This window comes from Chryseobacterium sp. Leaf201 (genome assembly GCF_001421435.1).
Lineage (GTDB): Bacteria > Bacteroidota > Bacteroidia > Flavobacteriales > Weeksellaceae > Chryseobacterium.
Genome location: NZ_LMKA01000001.1, coordinates 203,476 through 225,132 on the forward strand (window position 1 = coordinate 203,476; position 21,657 = coordinate 225,132).

Below are 21,657 nucleotides of genomic sequence, written 5' to 3' on the forward strand. Positions count from 1 at the left end.
AATTCACTATAAAGTTATTTAATTTAGATTAAGAACTGCAAGAAAGTGTTGAACACCCCGAAGTATCATCATATTTCGAAGGCCTTTTTACTGAAAATTCAGGATAGATTTCTTCATAAGGATTTTCCAGAGCTTCAGTTAATTTGCCCAGCATTTCGGTTTTTCCTTCATTAATTTCTTCAATACATTGATATAACAGGTAATTTCTCAGGATAAATTTAGGATTGGTTTTATTCATGATCTCTAAAGACTTTTCTTTTGAAATGATGTTTTTTTCCAGCCTCGACTGATATTCTCCCATGAAAGCGGTTAGTTTTGAAATGGCCTCATCGTTCAGAAATGTATAGGAAACATTTTCGAACAGGGTTTTGAGATCATTTGATCCGTCATACTTTGCAAGCTGACTGAAAAATAAGGTATAATCAAGCTGAAGATCCTGCATCAGGGTTTGCCAGCCGGAAAAAAACTTTTCGTCATTAGTAAGCAATTGGTCAAATCCGAATTTCCTGCAGAGCATCCGGTCATGTGTTTCCCAGAAATAGCTTCCGAAATCATTCAGCACATCTTCCAGGAATTTTTCATCCTTAATTAATGGGTGAAGTGCATTGGCCAGCTGCCAGAGGTTCCACTGTGCAATCTGTCCCTGTTTCCCGAAAGCATATCTTCTTCCCGGAAGGTCCGTCGTATTAGGCGTAAAATTTAAGCTGTATTCATCCATCATTGAGTATGGGCCGTAATCAATCGTCAGGCCGAGAACTGACATATTGTCGGTATTCATCACACCATGTACGAACCCGACCCTGTACCATTCTACCATCAGGTCTGCCGTCCTTCTGCCGACGTTCTCAAAAAAATCTTTGTATTTCTGTTCTCCTTCTGACGTGACTTCCTTAAAATAATTCTTAATGGTATAATCTGCCAGTTCCTGTAATGTTTTATACTCTCTCTGGGCAGACATCAGTTCGAAATGCCCGAAGCGGAGAAAACTTTCCGCTGTTCGGATAACAACGGCACCTTTTTCATATTGTGGATTCCCGTTGTACATCATATCCCGGATGACATCTTCTCCTGTAAAAGCAAGGCTCAGAGCCCGTGTCGTCGGAATGTCCAGATGGAACATCGCTTCACTCATCAGGTATTCGCGGACGGATGATCTCAGTACTGCTCTTCCGTCAGCATGCCTGGAGTATGGAGTTGCTCCGGCACCTTTCCACTGGATTTCATTTTTCTGTCCGGAACTATTGGTAATTTCTCCGGCAAGGATAGCCCGGCCGTCGCCCAGCTGCCCTGCCCAGTTCCCGAACTGATGTCCTGCATAGGCCGTAGAATAAGTTTTAACATTTTCCGGCAGGTTATTTCCTACCAGAAAATCAAGGTCTTTCTCTTCAAATTTTCCCAGTCCTATTTCTTCCGAAAGTTTTTCGTTGAAAGCAATAAGCTTCGGATGATCGAAGCCTGCCGGTTTTACGGTAGAGAAGAGAACTTTCGGCGTGTTTCTCTGCATCGGATTGCCTGAGAAATCTCCGGGAAATATTTTTATAAAAGGTTGTTGTATGTCTGCAATATTCATCTATCAAAGATATTAATTATAAAAGAAAAGACCTTCCAAATCATTGAAAGGTCTTGTATATATTTAAAAGAGAATTTATTTATTATTAAAGTCAATGTCTTCCCCCGTATTCAGGTTTTCATTGATATTCTCTTCTTTTTTACCCGGATTTTTAGGCCCCGAAGGTTCTGCAGGTCTCGGATTTTTAATTTCATCAATCGTCTGTAGACCGCCGTCGTCTCCATAACCGCCGCCTAAGCCTTTAAGGTTGGAACATCCGTCTTTCCATTCCGAAGGTTTTACAAACTTATCATCAGGGGAAACACCTAACGTTTTATCTGCCCAGACTTTCTTCATGAAAATGGCCCAGATCGGCAAGGCCATTTTAGCGCCCTGTCCTTCACCGGTTCCCAGGAAGTGGGTTGCCCTGTCTTCCCATCCAACCCATGCGCCGGTAGCCAGTTTCGGAACGATTCCCATGAACCAACCGTCTGAGTTGTTCTGTGTGGTTCCTGTTTTTCCGGCAATTTCTATATCTTTTGAGATTCCTTTTCTTCCTAATTCCCCTGAAGCGGTACCGTACTGCGCCACTCCTTTCATTAATTCAATCATCGTATAGGCATACATCGGATTCATTACTTCTTTCGGCTCTACATTCACTTCTTTAATTACCCTTCCGTTGGCATCTTCAATCCTCCAGATCATTTCCGGCTTGTTGTAGTTTCCGTAATTGGCAAATGTACTGTAAGCACCTACCATTTCGTAAATAGTAATATCAGATGAACCTAAGGCCATCGGTAAGCTGGTAGAAATATCTTCCGTTACGCCGAGATCCCTGGCTGTCTGAATTACACTCTGTGTTCCTGTCATCTCAGCAAGACGCAGTGCAACAGGGTTCTGAGAGTGTGCCAAAGCATCTTTCAGGGTAAGCATCCCGCCTCTTCCCGGAACGTGATACGTTCCTTTGTTAAAGCTCGCATTGGAAACTACAGAACATGGGGTCATTCCCAGTTTCATAATTGCCGTTGCGTATACAAAAGGCTTAAATGTGGAACCAACCTGTCTTTTCCCCTGTTTGATATGGTCATACTGGAAATGCTGCCAGTCGATACCGCCAACCCAGGCTTTAATTTCACCTGTTCCCGGGGTCATGGACATCAAGCCGGCCTGAGCGACTTTTTTATGCCACCTGATAGAATCCCACGGTGACATTTCCACTTCTTCTTCACCTGCCCATGTAAAGCGCGAGGTTTTTACCGGTTTCTTGAATTCCATCATAATGGAATCTTCGGAAACGCCTGCCGCCTGCAATTGCTTGTAACGGCCGGTTCTCTTCATGGCCTGAAGCATCAGACTGTTGATCTGCTTTTCATTCAGGTAATAAAAAGGCCAGTTTTTCCTTCCTCTCTGCTCGGCATCAAATCTCTTCTGGATATCCATCAAGTGTTCCCTGATCGCATCTTCAGCATATTTCTGCATCTTGGAATCAAGGGTTACAAAAATTTTAAGACCGTCTTTATAAAGGTTCAGCTTTTTGCCGTTTTCTTTTTCGTAATCTTTAAGGTAATTATCGATTTCCTTTTTAAGGTAGAACTTGTAGTACGCAGAATAATCATCGTTGATATTTTTAATCGGATGATAATCCAGGGTAATAGGAGTAGCAACGCCTTTTTCATAGGTTTCCTGGTCAATATAACCTGTCTTTACCATTTGGTCCAATACAACATCCCTTCTGGCTTTTGCCCGTTCAGGATTTCTCATCGGATTGTTTTTTACCGGGTTTTCCAGCATGGCAACAAACATAGCGGCTTCCGGTAAAGTAAGCTGGGATGTTTTTTTATTGAAATAAATCCGGGAAGCCATTTCAATTCCGTTGGCATTGTATAAAAAGTCGAACTTATTGAAATATAAAGTTACGATTTCTTCTTTGGTATATCTTTTTTCAAGACTTACTGCCACTACCCATTCTTTTAACTTCTGGAAAGCCCTTGCAACTTTGTTCTGGGAGGCACCATTGGTAAAAAGAAGCTTTGCGAGCTGTTGTGTAATGGTGGAACCTCCACCTCTTCCCCCTCCGTAAGCAACGGCTCTGGCAACCGACTGTAAATCAATTCCTGAGTGCTCCTTAAAACGCTCATCTTCTTTGGCCTGAAGGGCGTAAATCAGATAAGGGGGAAGGTCTTTATAGATGATGGGCTGTGTCTTTTCCTTTTCAAATTTGCCTAGTAATACCCCGTCTGAAGAGATGATTTCAGAGGCAACATAGATATCCGGGTTTTCAAGTTCCTTTACATCAGGCATTTCTCCGAGAAAGCCCTGTGAAACGGCAAAGAAAAGTCCTGAAATCCCTAAAACCACAGCAATTAATCCTACCCAGATAATTCTGACCCATTTTTTCCAGGCGGTATTTTTCTTTTTGGGAGGAAGAGGGAAGGTTTTCCCTTTTCTTCCTGTATTAGATCTGTTTTCTTCCATTGATGATTACGGTTTATCCGTTTCTATTTTTACTCCAATGTCTTCAATTCCCGGTAAAACATCATTTCTCATAGCCTGGATCAGGCCTATTTCATATGTTCCTTTTGCCGGAAATCTGTAGTTCAGCTTATACTGAAACAATGTTTCCTTTGTATCACCGAATCCTGTACCCAGCCATTCCCCATTTGGTTTGGCCAGTACATAGTTCAACGTATCCGTTTCCTTTTTCTTGTTCTGAAGATTGGTGAAATTAACAATTAACCTGATATTGCTGTAAGGATACTCATTGTTGTTCCTTACAACAAATATAATATTTTTAGGATGTTCAGGATCTGAAATTTCAAGATTAAATTTCTGCTCGCTTTTCTTATTCCACTTATTGTTAACAGAGTTCATGATGACTTCCCCTTCAGAAGAAGACTGGCAGCTCAAGAAAAGGACAAATGAGAATAATCCTAAAATTTTACGCATTATTATCTTTTTTTGGAGGAAACTTCTTTTTAAATTTTTTCTTGTTCGGGTTAGGCTTCTTCTCAACATCAGCACCGGTCATAGCTTCTGTTTTTTCCGTCTGGGGTTTAGGCTGTTGAGGTTTCTGTGTTCTTGGCTGACCAGTACCGGCAGAACTGGCATTCGGATTAGGCTGTCTCTCTTGTCTCTGAGGCCTTTCAGACTTCTCATTCCTGTCAGGACGCTGTTCAGGACGATCCTGTCTTTCAGGTCTGGCCTGGTTCCTTTTCTGTCCCTGGTTTGCGTTAGGGTTATTCGGCTTACTGTTATTATTCGGCCTGTTCTGGTTTCTGTTCTTATTGTTGTTCCCTCTGTTTTTCTTTTCAAACCGGTCAACATTGTTTTCCTGAATCAGGTCAATGCTTACCAACGGCACATCAGGCTGTTTCAGTTCTTCAAGAGGAGGTGTTTTTTCACCACGCTTGTTTTTAGCGATTAATTTTTTAATCACGTCAATATCAAAGTCATACCAGGCCATAGAACTGTCCACGTAAGCAAACCACATTTTCTTTTTGAAAACATCGATTTTAATACAGAACGCTCTTCCTTTTTCAGTATCCAGAGTGGTTGAAGAAGAAGGGAAGTGGCTTAATGCATCAAGATAGCTGTCCAGTTCGTAATTAAGGCAGCACTTAAGCTTGCCGCATTGTCCGGCCAGTTTTTGCGGATTGATACTTAACTGCTGGTATCTGGCAACATTGGTGTTTACAGATCTGAAATCTGTAAGCCATGTAGAACAGCAAAGCTCTCTTCCACACGATCCGATTCCGCCTACTTTTGCCGCTTCCTGTCTGAAACCGATCTGTTTCATATCGATTTTTGTCCGGAAAGCACCCGCGTATTCTTTAATCAGCTGCCTGAAATCCACGCGGTTTTCTGCGGTATAATAAAAGGTAACTTTTGAAGCATCCCCCTGGTATTCAACATCGGTAATCTTCATTTCAAGACCGATTCTGTGGGCAATTTTCCGTGCTTCTATTTTTATATTCTCTTCTTTTTTCCTTGCTTCCTGCCATACCTCAAGATCTTTCTGGTTGGCCTGTCGGTATATCTTTAAAGGAGATTCTTCTGAAAATCTTTTCTTTTTCATCTGAATCTTTACCAGTTCTCCGGTGAGACTTACCACACCTACATCATGTCCGGGACTTGATTCTACTGTTACTACACTACCTATATGTAACGGGATATTGTTTACATTTTTATAAAAGGATTTTCTGTCATTTTTAAATCTAACTTCTACAAAATCGCATCGGTTCGGTGCGGGATTGTTGATGTTGGAAAGCCAGTCGAAAACACTTAATTTATAACTATTACCACAGGTATTTACATTTTCACAGCCATTCGCGGTTTTCTTGGGTCCGCAAGAATGTGCAGAATCGCCGGATGTTTTACATCCACAACTCATATATTATATATTTAATCTTGCAAATTTATGATTTTTATCTTTATCAGGTCTAAAATAATCAAATATTCAGGAACATCAGTGTTTGGGATTAAACAAAAACAGAAAATCACTGTTGTGTGTTTATTAAAGGCCTGATTATAAATGAGATTAATGACGGTTTAATCCTGATGCTATTTTAAACATAATTTTCTTTTTCCATAACGTTTAAAATTTTATGATTTATTAACAGGCATAGCCAAAATAATTTTATATTTGGATTATATAATAATAGTCTATGAAAAAAATATTAGTATCCACTGCATTACTGGCAGGTGTTCTATCTTACGCGGGAGGCTTCCGGGTTTCTCTGCAAGGGGTAAAACAATTGGCAATGGCGCATACCAGTGCGCATGCTGAAGATGCAAGTGTGACATTCTTTAACCCTGCGGGAATGTCGTTCATTCCTTCAAAGCTTAGTGTTGTTGCGGGAGGATTCGGAGCAAGCAATAAAGTAACTTTCCAGAATACAAACACTTTGCAGAGTTCTCAAACGGATAACCCGATGGGAACGCCTCTTTATGCTGCAATAGCGTACAGACCAATTGACAAATTATCAGTCGGATTCAGTTTTTCCACGCCTTTTGGCAGCACGATTGAATGGCCGAGTGACTGGGAAGGAAAGGAAATGGTACAGAAACTTGAGCTGAAAAGCTTCTATTTCCAACCGATGGTATCGGTGAAAATGGCAGACTGGCTGTCTTTCGGGGCAAGTTATATCTATGTAAAAGGCCAGGTAAACTGGGATAGAGGCGTTACACAGTTTGGTGGACAGGTAAACCTTAAAGACGAAAAAGCAAGCGGACATGGTTACGGCTTCGGGTTTTATTTCAGACCGGATCCGAAACTGGATGTAAGTGTCGCTTACCGTTCGCCGGTTGATGTGAAAGCCAAGAAAGGGGTGGCTACCTTCCAGTTCCCGAAAGCTTCCATTTATCCGTTATTGGGATTAGACGGTACGGGGAAAGATAATTTTACGGCAACCCTGCCTTTAGTAGAAGAATATACTGTGGGTTTAACCTATAAAATCACTCCGAAATGGTTGGTTTCTGCGGATTTCAATTACCACGGATGGTCAAGATACACCCAGCTGACCCTGGACTTTGAAAAAGCTCCTGTCGGGAACCAGGCAGATCCTACGGTTTCTGTTTCTCCTAAAAACTTCAGGAATTCCAAAACATTCAGGTTGGGAACCCAATATGCATTTACCAATATGATCTACGGACGTTTGGGTGCTTACTATGATGAGTCCCCTTATTCTGACGACCGCTTTATTCCTGAAACACCATCATTCAATACCTATGTTGTAACGGGTGGGGTTGGCTTTAAACTGAAACAGTTCGGAGTTGATGTTGCGGGAGGCTATGCGATGCCACAGGCCAGAGATGTGAAGAATTCAACACTTGGTTTCTACGGACAGGCGAAAGCTACAGCGTTCTATTTAGGTTTAGGTTTATCTTACAACCCTTTTTAATTGAAGACTATGAAAAAAATTATAATTTCTACATTAGCAGTTTCCGCAATGTTGTTTACAACGAGCTGCGAAAATGATTTTGATACCGATGTAAATGATGTGGTTGTCACTAAGGGTGAAGCCGATTTCTCAAAATATATTGCACTTGGTAATTCTCTTACTTCCGGATACCGGGACGGGGCACTTTACAGTTCCGGGCAGAATGAATCTTATCCTTCAATGATTGCTGCACAGATGAAGCTTGCAGGCGGAGGGGAATTTAAGCAGCCCATGATGCCAAATAACATTGGCGGATTCATAGGTATACCTGGATTTCCGGGTAAGCTGGAGCTTAAAATAGTAAATGGAGCATTGAGTCCTGTGCCTAACAGTCCGGCTGCTGCATTAGATAATGTAACTGCAGGAGGGCCTTATCAGAATATGGGAATTCCTGGTGCAAAGTCCTTTCATTTAGGATTATCGAATTATGGAATGTTAAACCCATATTATGCAAGATTTTCTACAGGCCTAAGCCCTATTGCTGCTGCAGCTGCACAAGCTCCGACCTTTTTTTCTTTATGGATTGGAAATAATGACGTTCTTTCATACGCAACTAATGGGGGTACAAACTCTTCTACTACAGGTGGGGTAACAACATATACAGCTGCGACAAGTCAAATAGGAAATACCAATCCTGCTACTTATTTGTCTAATGATATTTCAGATCCCGGTGTAGTTGCTGCAAGCATCACTGGTTATGTCAATGCACTTACGGCAAATGGAGCAAAAGGTATTATTGCAAATATTCCTAATATTACTTCAGTACCATTTTTTACGAGAGTACCTTATAATCCTGTAACCCCAGCTTCTTTAGGAGCTAATATTACAGCGCTCAACACAAGTTTATACGGTCCGTTGAAGCAGGCTCTTACTGCTTTTGGTGCAGGAGACAGAATTAATCTGCTTTCAGCAACTGCTTCTAATCCTGTTTTGATTGTTGATGTGTCACTACCCAATTTATCTGCACAGCTTACTGCCGCTTTGACGCCTTCTTTAGGAGCTCCTACAGCAGCAGCATTTGGTCAGATTTACGGGCAGGCAAGACAGACAACACCTGAAGATTATATTCTTTTAACAACGAGTTCGGTTATCGGGACACCAGTTGCGGGAGTACCGGCTAATATCAATGTAAATGGTATTTCGTATCCTTTAGCTAATCAATATATTTTAACTAAAGCTGAAGCTGCCAAAGTTGCAACTGCTACAATTGCTTTCAATAATGCGATCAAAAGTGTGGCAACGTCCAAAAATCTTGCATTTGTAGATATGAATGCAAAGATGGAAGAACTTAATTCCAAATCCGGAATCGTTTGGGATGGGGTGAAATATACGGCTACTTTTGTAAGTGGCGGTGCATTCTCACTGGATGGGATTCACCTTACCGGAAGAGGATATGCCATCATAGCCAACGAGTTCATTAAAACGATTAATGAAAAATACAAATCCACATTACCACAGGTAAATCCTAATACGTATTCAGGCGTTACCTTCCCGTAATTATTGATAAAATAAAAACTTAGAAACCACAAGAGTAATTCTTGTGGTTTTTTTTTAAATTTGCAAAATCTTTTAAAAAGTAAAAATGGCCGATCAGTTAAGTTATCTATTTAGTACAAGGACGAGTAAGGACTTGGCAGAGAAAATTGCCCAGCATTATGGGCAGCAATTAGGGAAAATCAACTTTCAGGAGTTCAGCGACGGAGAATTTGAGCCCGTTCTGGACGAATCCGTAAGAGGAGGAAGAGTTTTCCTGATTGGATCTACATTTCCACCGGCAGACAATCTTTTAGAGCTTCTTCTGATGATTGATGCTGCGAAAAGAGCTTCTGCAAAAAGCATTACCGTTGTACTCCCTTATTTCGGTCTTGCAAGACAGGACAGAAAAGACCAGCCGAGAGCACCCATCGGGGCTAAACTGGTTGCCAATCTGTTGACTGCTGCAGGAGCAACAAGGGTAATGACAATGGATCTGCATGCAGACCAGATCCAGGGATTCTTTGAAATTCCGGTAGATCATCTGTATGCTTCCACAATTTTTGTGGATTATATCAGGGATCTTAATATGGAAGACCTTACCATTGCTTCCCCGGATATGGGAGGGGCAAAAAGAGCGAAAAACTACGCAGGCCACTTAGGGGCAGACGTTGTAATTGCCTATAAAGAAAGAAAAAAAGCCAATGTGGTGGAAGAAATGTTCCTTATCGGAGATGTAGAAGGTAAAAATGTAATCCTTATTGATGATATGATCGATACGGCAGGTACACTTTGCAAAGCCGCCGATATCCTGATAGAAAAAGGAGCGAAATCGGTAAGGGCAATGGCTACGCACGGCGTTCTTTCAGGCAAGGCGTATGATAATATTGAGAACTCAAAGTTACTGGAAGTCATTGTAACTGACTCAATTCCTGTGAAAAATAATTTGTCAACTAAAATAAAAGTACTATCTTGCGCCCCATTATTTGCAGACGTAATGAAGATGGTTCATGAGCACCAGTCAATTAGCAGTAAATTCATTATCTAATTGATATTCATAGGTTTGCAGGGTTAAATTGAAACAATTTTTTAAATTTTTATAAATGAAATCTATTACAATTCAAGGTACAAAAAGAGAAAGCGTGGGCAAAAAGTCGACAAAAGCTTTACGTGATGCTGAATTAGTTCCTTGTGTTGTTTACGGAGGTGGCGAGCCATTGAACTTCTCTGCAGAAGAGAGAGCTTTCAAAGGTTTGGTATATACTCCTGAAGCACACACGGTATCTATTGAGGTTGATGGTCAGACAATTCCGGCTGTTCTTCAGGATATTCAGTTCCACCCGATTACGGATAAAATTCTTCACGCAGACTTTTACCAACTATCAGAAGACAAGCCTGTTGTTATGGAAGTTCCGGTAAGACTTACAGGCCGTTCTAAAGGTGTTGTAGCTGGTGGTGCTTTACGTCAGTCTTTCAGAAAATTAAAGGTAAAAGCGATTCCTGCTAACCTGCCTGATGAGATCGTTGTAGACGTTACACAGTTAAGAATCGGTAACAAATTATACATCGGTGGTATCAAAACTGAAGGATATTCTTTCATGCACCCGGACAATGCAGTAGTAGTTGCTGTTAAGATGTCTAGAAATGCACTGAAAGGAGCAGTAGTTGAAGATGATGAAGAAGAAGAAGTTGCAACAGAAGAAGGAGCAGCTCCGGCAGCAGAAGAAACAGCTGCAGCAGAATAAGAATTACTTATTTAAACTATATAAACCTGTCAGAATTCTGGCAGGTTTTTGTTTTTAGATTACATCTATAATCACGTTTGTACATCTTTCTTTCAGAAAAAAAGCCGTAAATTTGAAGGGTTCTAAATAAGAACGTATTAATTTAAAATTTTAATAAATGTTTGACATTCAGGAAATAAGAAGTCAGTTTTCTATATTAGACAGGCAGGTGAACGGTAAGCCTCTGGTTTATCTGGATAATGCAGCAACATCCCAGAAACCGGATTCCGTTTTGGAAGTCTGGAAACAATATTATACGGAAATCAATGCCAATGTACACAGAGGAATTCACACCTTAAGTCAGTTGGCTACAGAAGAAATGGAGCTTTCCAGAAGGAAAATCCAGAAGTTTATCAATGCAGCACATGATTTTGAAGTCATTTTTACCAAAGGCACAACGGAAGGGCTGAATCTGATCTCCTATATTCTTACACAGAAACTCAAAAAGGATGATGAGATTATTATCTCTTACCTTGAGCACCATTCCAATATTGTTCCGTGGCAGCTGCTTTGTGAAAGAACCGGAGCACAGTTAAAGGTGATCCCGATTGATCAGGACGGTGTCCTTGACCTTGATCAGTTTAGCGGGTTTTTAAGTGAAAGAACGAAGGTGGTTTCTTTAAACCATGTTTCCAATGCATTGGGTGTTATTAACCCGATTGAGGAAATCATCGCAAGGACCAGAAAAAATACAGATGCTTATATTGTCATCGATGGTGCTCAGTCGGCTCCTCATTTTACCGTTGATGTGCAGAACATGGACTGTGATTTCTTTGTATTCTCAGGACATAAAATGTATGCACCGATGGGAACGGGAATTCTGTACGGGAAACAGCAGCTTCTTGAAGAGCTTCCGCCGTTTCACGGAGGAGGAGAGATGATTGCTACCTGCTCATTTACCGGAACAACCTATGCAGCACTGCCTTTTAAATATGAGGCAGGAACTCCGAATGTCGGTGGGAATATTGCTTTGGGAGCCGCTGTGGACTTTATCCATAATATCGGACAGGAAAATATCCGCAGCCATGAAAATGCTTTGCTGGAATATGCCCAAAGGCAGCTTTTGGAACTGGAAGGAATTAAAATTTACGGTGAAAAGGCAAACCGGACCGGAGTGGTTTCTTTTAACCTCGAGGGAGTAGGGATTGCTTCTGATGTAGGGATGATCCTGGATAAGTTAGGCATCGCTGTAAGAACCGGGCACCACTGTACGCAGCCCATCATGGAATTCTTTAATATTGCCGGAACCGTAAGAGCGAGTTTTGCAGTTTATAATACTTTTAACGAGATTGACCTGCTGGTAGAAGGGGTAAAAAAGGCGCAGCGAATGCTGAGTTAAAAATATCAGTTACCCTATTTGAAACAGAGGCTCCTTTATCGGAGTCTTTTTTTATCTTATATAAATAATTATCAACCGTCATAAAAAAAAATTATCAAACAATAAAAACTTTAAAGCTCCTGAATTTCAGGCGCTTTTTTTATGATACCCGCTTTTTTTTAAAATTTTATTTATCCTGCTGTAACTTTTTCCGCGTTTCTTTGTCTTAGTAATAGAAACAATAATTATGAAGCTTTTGTTCGGAAATAAAAAAGATGATTTGCTAAGCCGCCTGAAGAAGCAGGATCCGGCCGCACAGAAAATCTTTTATGAGCAGAATGTAAAGAAATTCCTGAGTGTAAGCAGAAGCTATATCAATGATCTTTATCAGGCTGAAGACTGCTTGATCAAAGCATTCTGTAAGATTTTCAAAAACATAGAAAGCTTCCGTGAAGAAGGTAGTTTTGATGGCTGGGCCAGAAGAGTGGTCGTAAATGAATGTCTTAACTTTATTAAAAGCCACAAAACGGTCTTTTACCTCGATGAGGTAAGCCCGTCTTATCTGGAAGAAATACACGAGGAAGAAGTAAGCTTTGATTTTAATGCACAGCAACTGCTGGATCAGCTGTCGGATAATTACAGAATGGTTTTTAACCTTCATATTCTCGAAGGATTTTCTCACCAGGAAATCGCAGATACTCTGAATATTTCTATCGCAGTAAGCAAAACACAGCTTTTCAGAGCTAAGGAAAAACTGAGAAAGATCTACTTTCAACAACAAAAACAACTGAAAAATGAACACGTCTGAGAATAATTTAGAATATCACATTAAAAAACAGATCAGCGAAAGAGAAATTGCGCCGTCCAGAGATCTGTGGTCTGAAATTGAAACGCAGACCCAAACGATGAATAAAAATCAGTCAAAAAAAATCAACTGGTTTTTGGTGGCAGCGTGTCTGGTATTAACACTAAGTCTGGGAGCTGTATTATTTTTTGATCAGAATACTCAACCTGATAAAAAGGTTGCAGCAATCAATCCTAGAGAATCTATCAAAGAAAATTCTGTAGAATCAGAAACAATAAATTCTCCGGAAATTATTCAGCAAAATCAGCAAAAATATGTTGAAATAAAAAATAATTCTTCTTCATTACCACCGGATAGGGAAGTTTCGGAAATCATTCCGGAGAAAAAAGAATTATCAGTCATCAAAGAGAATTCGCAGGAAATCGCGGCTCAGATTTCTCAGGTTCCGGCAGAAAAAATTTTAGCAAAAACAGATTCTTCAAAAGTTCAGGTAAAAAAGAAACGATATGTAGACCCTTCTACCTTGCTCTTCTCCGTAGAGCATAAAGATGTTATCGAAAAAACCAGGGAAGGCAGCAACGTTGCAACAATAAATCTGAATACGAAATAACTCATTTTTAAACTTTAAAATTAATAATATGATCAAGAAATTTATCCTGATGGGATTTGTGTGCCTTTTTTCGGCATCCGCTTATTCGCAAAGAAGCTTAAAAATCAGCCTTTCTTCTAAAAAGGAAACAGAAGTAAGTCCTATTGTAAAAGAAAAAGTAGAGGAGTACGCTGCTAAAATCAATACAATTATTCAGGAAGAGAAAAAACTGATGGAAGCAGATCTGTTGGTACTTCAGGTTAAAAATCTGGATAAAGCAGCATTTGACAAAGAAAAGGCACAAATTGCAGACCGTTATTCGGAAAAAATAGACCAAAGAATTGAAGCATTGGGATTTGATCTGGATAATGTAATTCAGAAACAGGTAAAATATTCACTTCTTAACACAGATGTTACTTCAAATGAGGAGCTTAAAGCTAAGCTGTTAAAGAAATTCCGACCGGCAAGAAGTGTGACAGGATATTTTTCTTACGGAATTATGACCCTTACCAATGATCTTCCGGATAACGAGCTGGATAAAAATATCGGATATGCCAATAACCTTGAATTTGGATTAAAACTTCATTATCAGTTGAGCAGAACCAGTCCGTGGGCAGTTACTTCCGGTTTGGGCTTCTCGTGGCGAACGGTTCGCACAGATAACAATATGATTTTCGCCAGAAATGCAGAAAATAGTATTTTCTTAGAACAATATTCCGGAAATCTTGATAAGAACAAGTTGAGAACAGGATATATTATGGTTCCGCTGGGAATTCAGTACAATTTTTCAAAAATTAAAAATGTAGGAATGGATATTCAATACAGAAATTGTTATGAAGGATTCAAGGTTGGAGCCAATGTTTACGGAGGCGTACAAATGTCGACCAATAATATTATAAAAGGAAATGATGCAGAACTGAGAAACAGAGGGAATTACCAGGTGAATCCTTATGTGTACGGTGCTCAGTTTACCGTATCGTATGATAACATCAGTGTTTTCGTCAAGAAAGATTTCAGTAATTATTTCAAAGACAGTTATTTTAAAAATGATAAGGCTTTGGTATTTGGAGTAACCATCGGTTTTGAATAAAACGATTCTTCATATTTAAATGGAAAAGCGCCGGGACAATTTCCCGGCGCTTTTCGTTCAATATCTAACATTCAAATCTGATGATCTGTTATTTCAGGCTTCCCACCATGTCTTCCGGCTTCACCCATTCGTCAAACTGCTCAGAAGTGACAAATCCAAGATTAATGGCTTCTTCTTTCAGGGTTGTTCCGTTTTTATGAGCGGTTTTTGCAATTTTTGCGGCATTTTCATATCCGATGTGGGTATTTAAAGCCGTTACCAGCATCAGGGATTTATCTACCAGCTCTTTTATTCTCTCATGGTTAGGCTCAATACCTACTGCGCAATGATCATTAAATGAAATACAGGCGTCCGCAATTAACTGGGCAGACTGCAAGAAATTATAAGCCATTACTGGTTTGAAAACGTTCAGTTCATAATTTCCCTGTGTTCCCGCAAAAGAAATGGTCGTGTCATTTCCTAAAACCTGTGCGCAGACCATAGTCATGGCTTCATTTTGTGTAGGATTTACTTTTCCAGGCATGATAGAGGAACCCGGTTCATTTTCCGGAATGTGGATTTCCCCTATTCCCGAACGCGGCCCTGAAGCCAGCAGTCTGATATCCTGAGCAATTTTATATAAAGAAACAGCAAGTTGCTTTAAGGCACCGTGGGATTCTACGATTGCATCATGGGCAGCCAGCGCTTCAAATTTGTTTTCTGCCGTTACAAAAGGATGGTTTGTGAATTGAGCAATATATTCAGCCACTTTCACATCATAACCCTGCGGCGTATTTAATCCGGTTCCAACTGCCGTTCCTCCCAATGCAAGCTCAGAAAGGTGAGGTAAGGTGTTCTTTAAAGCCCTGATCCCGTAATTCAGCTGGGCAACGTACCCTGAAAACTCCTGTCCTAAAGTCAGTGGCGTAGCATCCATTAAATGCGTTCTCCCGATTTTAACGATATTTTTAAAAGCTTCTGTTTTCTCAGCTAAGGTATCTCTCAGCTTTTCGACTGCAGGTATAGTAACCTCAACCACTTTTTTATAGGCAGCAATGTGCATCGCCGTCGGATAAGTGTCATTGGAAGACTGGGATTTGTTCACATCATCATTGGGATGGATTTCAGATTTGTCTCCTAAAGTACCGCCGTTGTTTACATGGGCTCTGTTGGAAACCACTTCATTCACGTTCATGTTGGATTGCGTTCCGGAACCCGTCTGCCAGATTACCAGCGGAAACTGGTCATTCAGCTTTCTTTCAAGGATTTCATCACATACTTTAGCAATCATGTCTCTTTTTTCAGCAGGAAGAACTCCAAGCTCGGTATTGGTAAACGCTGCTGCTTTCTTCAGGTAAGCAAAAGCTTCAATGATTTCCTGTGGCATGGAACCTTCCGGCCCGATTTTGAAATTGTTTCTTGAACGTTCTGTCTGCGCCCCCCAAAATTTGTCTGCAGGAACCTGCACTTCACCCATGGTGTCTTTTTCTATTCTGTAATTCATTATAACTGAAATTTTTATTCTGTCTGATTTTAAGTTTTTCACACAAAAAGAGATAATATTTATTTCCGTTCAGTATATCATTACGCAGAAATCTCATCGAAGATTCAAATTAAAAAGTAAAATCCTGCTTAATGATAAAAAATGACGGATATTTTCATTAAATACTTCTGTATTAAAAACGTTCTCTAAATTAATCATAAACTCATAACCTCACAATTTATAATCATTATAAATATCAATCTGATGAATGATTTTCCTCATGCATTTTTCACGAAGTTTTATTTTTGCACCCAAAGAAAATTAAATGGAATTTAGATATCAGGATCCGTACCCGATTCAGAAAGATGATACGATGTACAGGAAATTAACTTCAGACTACGTGAAAGTTGAGCAGTTAGGAGAAAGAGAAATTTTAACCATTGATCCGAAAGGTCTTGAACTGCTGGCGGAAGAAGCCATGGCAGATGTTTCCTTTATGCTTCGTTCTACCCATCTCGCAAGTCTCAAAAGAATCATTGATGATCCTGAAGCTACGGATAATGACCGGTTTGTTGCTTACAACCTGTTGCAGAATGCTGCGGTAGCAGCCGAAGGGGCCTTGCCGTCCTGCCAGGATACCGGGACAGCGATTGTGATGGGGAAGAAAGGTGAAAATGTATATACCGGAGTTGATGACGGCGAATATTTAAGCAGGGGGATTTACAATACCTATCAGAAAAGGAATTTAAGATATTCCCAGGTAGTGCCTTTAACGATGTTTGATGAAAAAAACTCAGGGTCAAACCTGCCGGCGCAGATTGATATTTATGCTAAAAAAGGAAATTACTACGAGTTTTTATTCCTGACAAAAGGCGGCGGTTCTGCCAATAAAACATTCCTGTACCAAAAAACAAAATCTTTGCTGAACGAAAAGTCTCTGGAAGCTTTCGTAAAAGAAAGGATTTCTGATCTGGGAACAGCAGCCTGCCCGCCTTACCATCTGGCTCTGGTCATTGGTGGAACGTCTGCAGAAGCCAACCTCGCTGCAGTAAAAAAAGCATCGGCAAAATATTATGATCATCTTCCGACGGAAGGAAATGAAGCCGGCCAGGCTTTCAGGGATCTGGAGTGGGAGGCAAGAATCCAGAAAATATGTGAAGAAAGTTCAATCGGCGCCCAGTTTGGCGGGAAATACCTTACTCATGATGTACGGGTAATCAGGCTTCCGCGTCATGCAGCTTCCTGTCCGGTAGGGATGGGAGTTTCCTGTTCTGCAGACCGTAACATCAAAGCAAAAATTACGGGAGAAGGAATCTTTCTGGAACAGCTGGAAGAGAATCCGAAAAGATTCCTGCCTTCTACGCCACCGCATCTGGAAGAAGCCGTAGAAATCAACCTGAATCAGCCAATGGCAGAAATTTTGACAGAGCTTTCAAAATATCCGATCAAAACAAGGCTCAAACTGAACGGGACCCTGATTGTGGCAAGAGACATCGCTCATGCAAAAATTAAAGAACTTTTAGACAGCGGACAGCCGATGCCGGAATATTTCAGGAACCACCCGATTTATTATGCGGGCCCTGCAAAGACACCGGACGGAATGGCTTCAGGAAGTTTCGGACCGACAACAGCCGGAAGAATGGATGTGTATGTTGATGAATTCCAGAGCCACGGCGGAAGCATGGTGATGCTGGCAAAAGGGAACAGGACCGCAGATGTTACCAACGCATGTAACAAATACGGCGGTTTTTATCTCGGATCAATCGGCGGACCGGCAGCAATTCTGGCTAAAGACAATATTGTTTCCGTTGAGGTGGTGGATTTCCCTGAACTGGGGATGGAAGCGGTAAGAAAAATAGAAGTAAAAGATTTTCCGGCGTTCATTATTACCGATGATAAAGGCAATGATTTCTTTGCAGCTTTAGCGCATTAAAAAGATTATAAAATAAATACTACTTTGTATTGCATGGTACTTTTTTAAAGTATACTTTTGCAATACAAATTAGTATCTATGAAAAATTTTCTGTTAACTTTATTGCTGGCCATTTGTGTTTTTAATAAATCTTATGCACAGCTCAATCAAAAAATAGACAGTCTGATACAGACTGAATTCAATGACCCGAACGGCCCCGGTGGAGTTTTCCTGATTTCCAAAAAAGGAAAAACCATTTATAAGAAAGCGTTCGGAAAGGCCAATCTGGAACTTGATGCCAACATGACTTCCGATAATGTTTTCCAGATCGGATCAATGACCAAACAGTTTACGGCAGTGGCTGTTCTGATCCTGGAATCACAGGGCAGGCTGAAGGTAAGCGATCCTGTTTCCAAATACATTCCGGATTATCCTTCCGGCAATTCCATTACCATTCATCATCTGCTTACCCATACTTCCGGAATAAAGGATTTTACCAAGATGAAATCACTTTCGGAAATCGCCCAGAAAGAGATGTCACCTAAAGCAATGGTAGATTTCTTTAAAGATGAACCTGTAGATTTTAAGCCGGGAGAGAAATTTGACTATAATAATTCAGGATATGTGCTGTTAGGTTACATCATTGAATTGGTTTCGGGCAGTAAATACGAAGATTTTATCCGGGAAAATATTTTCCGGAAAGCAGGAATGGATCATTCCTATTATGCCAGCGACAGGAAAGTAATTAATAACAGGGCCTATGGCTACCATCAGAAAAGTGACGGTTATGTCAATAAAACGGTGATCAGTTTCAGTGTCCCGTTTGCCTCCGGGGCCCTGATGTCTACCGTGGAAGATATGGTGAAATGGCAGGACGCCATCAGTAAAAATCTTATTCTTGATGCAGAACATACTAAAAAAGCGTTTACCCGATATAGACTTAACAGAGAAGAAGAATTTGCCTACGGATACGGCTGGCATCTGAAAGATATAAACGGAATCCCGACGAGGGAGCACGGCGGAAGTATTTTCGGTTTCAAATCTATGGGCATTTATATACCGGATGAGGATGTCTATATCATCGGGTTCAGTAATTGTGACTGTCATTCCCCAACCCAGATTGTAAAAGATATGGCAAAAGCGGTTTTAAAAGATGCGAAAAAATAAAATAGCCGCCTTAATTAGTTTAAAATCAAAATAAATAATAAAATAGGCTGTATATCTTTTGTGTAAAAAAATAAAAAGTCCTATTTTTGCCTAAAATCTTTAAGAAATGATAATGATTTTATCAGCATTTTGGCCGTTTTACCAGTTCCTTTGGACCGTATTCTTTATTGTAATGTTCCTTGTGGGATTCTGGTGTATTTTTATGTTCTTCGGTTTCGTAATTCCTTTATGGTTAACTGAAGGCTTAAAAGAATATTTCGGGAAAGTAAAACCTTTTGATCCTGAAGATATCAGAAGTAAAATGGTATACGAGCAGGAAGGCGCAGAAGTAATCTTCAATGAGCCTAAAGGCCATGGTCCGTTTATTCATGATCACAGCCACGACGGTCACGGACATCATCATTAATTGATTTTGTCATTGTTTTCTCACCTGAATTCTGAGAAAGCAATATCAAAGCAAAACAACATATATAAACCACTTATTTTTGTAAGTGGTTTTTTGTTATTTATTCATTTCTTAATTTTTCAGGAGAAATACCGAATTTCTTTTTAAAAGCCCTGGTGAAGTTCTGTACATATTCGTAGCCGCATTCAATGGCGATTTCTTTGATCATCAGTTCCTTGTTAATAATCAGTTTTTTGGCTTTTAACATTCTTAATTCTGCAATATAATCACTCACAGTCATATTGTACTGTGCCTTGAATGCTTTTCTGATGGTATTCTGGTTGATGCCTATTTTTTTTCCTATTTCCTCAACTTTGATGTTCCTGTGATAATTTTCATCTACAAATCTTTTGATGGTCGATGGAGTCTCAGGCATTTCCTTAATGGTATTTTTTTCATTGAACTGATCAAAAATAAGGATCAGGAGCTTGATGATTTTCGCTTCAACAAATAACTTCTGCATCGTGCCTTTTTTGGAGTAGCTGATGATTTCCTTCAGAATCATGTGCATTTCAACCGTCATATAAGGCGGGCTTTCTTTATGGAGGAACATGTAATGGTTTCTTACCATACGCTCCAGAAGGTCTGCATTTTCCTTGCTGGATTTAGGATCAATAAGATGGAGGATGTAGTTGTAGTTGATCTGAATATGAAAATACTTTAATGGTTCCTGGTTTTCCGTCCACAGTTCAGCGCTGTTCTCCTGTGGACTGTAATGAAGAATATACTGGCTTTTTTTAAATGCAAATGTTCTTCCACAGTCGCTGGCCATAAGACGGATATGCGGGCTCAGCAGGAACAGCAGGTTGAAGCTGGATTTGCCTTCAATCATATTTGCTTTTGAAAATTTTTCAGGAGACAGCTCTTCCAGCATGACAATTTCAATGGTTTCGGACCTGAACAATAATCTTTTACCAGCTCGGCTCTTCATACGGACAATTCATACAATATTATAATTTAAATAAAACCCGGTCTGGGATAACAAAAAATTTGAAAATGATAACTCCGGATTATATATGGGTCTTACTTTTGCGCAAAGTTAATTATAATTTAGAATAAATAAAAATAAACCTAAGATGAATAAATTATTCTGCATTTTTTGCCGGCTGAGCGTAGCCGGGTTTCTGCTTTGTTTTATGCAAAGTGTAAAATCCCAGACATGTACTCTTTCAGATCCGGGAAATACCCCCGGAGATGTAGGTTGTGTCAGTTTTAACTATAGGTCACAAACGGTAACCTATGCAACCGTAAGAGTAGCAGATGGAAAAATCTGGCTTCAGCAGAACCTGGGCAGTACAAAGGTCGCTTCCTCCCTTACTGATACCGATGCTTACGGAGATCTTTTTCAATGGGGAAGATGGGATGACGGGCACCAACTGAGGAATTCAGTTATTAAAGCAACTTCACCGGTGCCTAATAATCCTTCAGGCCTGAGCGACGGAGATACCGGATTCTATTCTGCGGGTTACAATTCATCTTCCAACTGGTGGTCAGATGGCGTTACCTCTGACGAATGGTCTGCCGAAAATGTTTCAGCCTTTACAGCAACGATAGGTGCAGATCCCTGTAAAGCCGTAGGGCAGAACTGGAGGCTTCCTACGGTTGAAGAACTGGATGCGGCATTGGTTGCTGAAAATATTTCGGAGTTCAACTCTGCACTTTCCAGCCATCTGAAACTTGTTCCAGCCGGAATGAAAGACTACAGCGGTCTCTATTCTCCCGGAAGCAGGCTGTATCTGTGGTCTTCATCATCATCGCCTTATACAGGTTCCGGTCAGCACCTGTACATAAGCCAGTATTCTGCCCTTACCAACAGTGCCGGCCGAGACGGCGGAATGTCTGTACGGTGTATTAAAGATCCCTCATCCATGTTGGGAACTTCTGACTTTAAGAAAAGTACGACATCCGTTTATCCGAACCCAGCCCATGATATGGTTTATATAAAAGCAGACTCGGCTATTCAGAATGTCCAGATTACCGATATGGCAGGCCGGAAAATAGAAGCTCACTATTCCGATAACCGGATTAATGTACAGGATTTTCCGGATGGTGCTTACATCGTAGAAATCACACTGAAGAATGGTGAGAAAATTTCAAAAAAGATTATTAAAAAATAACATCAGA

Annotated in this window: 18 protein-coding genes; 12 read left to right on the top strand and 6 right to left on the bottom strand. The window is 40.3% G+C overall.

Translation table 11 applies throughout. The annotated features are described in order from the left end of the window. Positions 1 to 28 precede the first annotated feature (28 nt). The 4 genes from ASE55_RS01020 to ricT form a co-directional block, all read right to left on the bottom strand. A complete protein-coding gene (locus ASE55_RS01020) occupies positions 29 to 1,570 on the bottom strand; it encodes a protein adenylyltransferase SelO (RefSeq protein WP_056214279.1) in 1,542 nt (513 codons plus the stop codon). 75 nt (positions 1,571 to 1,645) lie between these two features. Next, entirely contained in the window at positions 1,646 to 4,024 is a 2,379-nt protein-coding gene (locus ASE55_RS01025) for a penicillin-binding protein 1A (protein ID WP_056214282.1), read from the bottom strand. A 6-nt stretch (positions 4,025 to 4,030) separates the two neighbouring features. After that, the gene (locus tag ASE55_RS01030; RefSeq protein WP_056214284.1) at positions 4,031 to 4,495 is read right to left on the bottom strand and encodes a gliding motility lipoprotein GldH; all 465 of its coding nucleotides are present in this window, start codon (positions 4,493 to 4,495) and stop codon (positions 4,031 to 4,033) included. Next, on the bottom strand, positions 4,488 to 5,939 hold the full coding sequence (ricT, locus tag ASE55_RS01035) for a regulatory iron-sulfur-containing complex subunit RicT (RefSeq protein WP_056214286.1): 1,452 nt from the start codon (positions 5,937 to 5,939) through the stop codon (positions 4,488 to 4,490). The genes ASE55_RS01030 and ricT overlap by 8 nt, the downstream gene beginning before the upstream one ends. Before the next feature lie 274 nt (positions 5,940 to 6,213). Between ricT and ASE55_RS01040 the strand changes: the two genes are divergently transcribed. The 8 genes from ASE55_RS01040 (at position 6,214) to ASE55_RS01075 (ending at position 14,547) form a co-directional block, all read left to right on the top strand. Continuing rightward, positions 6,214 to 7,449, top strand: a complete 1,236-nt coding sequence (locus ASE55_RS01040; protein ID WP_056214288.1) for an OmpP1/FadL family transporter — start codon at positions 6,214 to 6,216, stop codon at positions 7,447 to 7,449. Between the two features lie 9 nt (positions 7,450 to 7,458). Next, the gene (locus tag ASE55_RS01045) at positions 7,459 to 8,985 is read left to right on the top strand and encodes a G-D-S-L family lipolytic protein (RefSeq protein WP_056214291.1); all 1,527 of its coding nucleotides are present in this window, start codon (positions 7,459 to 7,461) and stop codon (positions 8,983 to 8,985) included. Positions 8,986 to 9,070: 85 nt separating this feature from the next. Beyond that, positions 9,071 to 10,009 (top strand): ribose-phosphate pyrophosphokinase, encoded by a 939-nt coding sequence (locus tag ASE55_RS01050; RefSeq protein ID WP_056214294.1) that lies wholly within the window; start codon positions 9,071 to 9,073, stop codon positions 10,007 to 10,009. A gap of 55 nt (positions 10,010 to 10,064) precedes the next feature. After that, entirely contained in the window at positions 10,065 to 10,706 is a 642-nt protein-coding gene (locus tag ASE55_RS01055; RefSeq protein WP_056214296.1) for a 50S ribosomal protein L25/general stress protein Ctc, read from the top strand. Positions 10,707 to 10,863: 157 nt separating this feature from the next. Next, positions 10,864 to 12,084, top strand: a complete 1,221-nt coding sequence (locus ASE55_RS01060) for a cysteine desulfurase (protein WP_056214299.1) — start codon at positions 10,864 to 10,866, stop codon at positions 12,082 to 12,084. Positions 12,085 to 12,310: 226 nt separating this feature from the next. Continuing rightward, the gene (locus tag ASE55_RS01065) at positions 12,311 to 12,871 is read left to right on the top strand and encodes an RNA polymerase sigma factor (protein ID WP_056214302.1); all 561 of its coding nucleotides are present in this window, start codon (positions 12,311 to 12,313) and stop codon (positions 12,869 to 12,871) included. Continuing rightward, positions 12,858 to 13,478 (top strand): hypothetical protein, encoded by a 621-nt coding sequence (locus ASE55_RS01070; RefSeq protein WP_056214305.1) that lies wholly within the window; start codon positions 12,858 to 12,860, stop codon positions 13,476 to 13,478. Before ASE55_RS01065 ends, ASE55_RS01070 begins: the two co-directional genes overlap by 14 nt. A 28-nt stretch (positions 13,479 to 13,506) precedes the next feature. Then, entirely contained in the window at positions 13,507 to 14,547 is a 1,041-nt protein-coding gene (locus ASE55_RS01075; RefSeq protein WP_056214308.1) for an outer membrane beta-barrel protein, read from the top strand. 88 nt (positions 14,548 to 14,635) lie between these two features. Here ASE55_RS01075 and fumC read toward each other — a convergent pair whose 3' ends face one another. Further along, positions 14,636 to 16,030, bottom strand: a complete 1,395-nt coding sequence (gene fumC, locus ASE55_RS01080) for a class II fumarate hydratase (protein WP_056214312.1) — start codon at positions 16,028 to 16,030, stop codon at positions 14,636 to 14,638. A gap of 304 nt (positions 16,031 to 16,334) precedes the next feature. Between fumC and ASE55_RS01085 the strand changes: the two genes are divergently transcribed. The 3 genes from ASE55_RS01085 (at position 16,335) to ASE55_RS01095 (ending at position 19,494) form a co-directional block, all read left to right on the top strand. Then, a complete protein-coding gene (locus tag ASE55_RS01085) occupies positions 16,335 to 17,942 on the top strand; it encodes a fumarate hydratase (protein WP_056214313.1) in 1,608 nt (535 codons plus the stop codon). A gap of 78 nt (positions 17,943 to 18,020) precedes the next feature. Then, entirely contained in the window at positions 18,021 to 19,088 is a 1,068-nt protein-coding gene (locus tag ASE55_RS01090; RefSeq protein WP_056214316.1) for a serine hydrolase domain-containing protein, read from the top strand. Positions 19,089 to 19,200: 112 nt separating this feature from the next. Continuing rightward, positions 19,201 to 19,494 carry a hypothetical protein gene (locus ASE55_RS01095; RefSeq protein WP_056214319.1) on the top strand — a complete coding sequence of 98 codons (294 nt, stop codon included), beginning with the start codon at positions 19,201 to 19,203 and terminating at the stop codon, positions 19,492 to 19,494. A 100-nt stretch (positions 19,495 to 19,594) separates the two neighbouring features. Here ASE55_RS01095 and ASE55_RS01100 read toward each other — a convergent pair whose 3' ends face one another. Continuing rightward, positions 19,595 to 20,464, bottom strand: coding sequence for a helix-turn-helix transcriptional regulator (locus tag ASE55_RS01100; RefSeq protein ID WP_056214322.1), 870 nt, complete (start codon positions 20,462 to 20,464; stop codon positions 19,595 to 19,597). 145 nt (positions 20,465 to 20,609) lie between these two features. On the opposite strand from ASE55_RS01100, the gene ASE55_RS01105 reads away from it, so the two are divergent. After that, a complete protein-coding gene (locus ASE55_RS01105) occupies positions 20,610 to 21,650 on the top strand; it encodes a T9SS type A sorting domain-containing protein (protein WP_082474311.1) in 1,041 nt (346 codons plus the stop codon). The last annotated feature ends 7 nt before the right edge of the window (positions 21,651 to 21,657 follow it).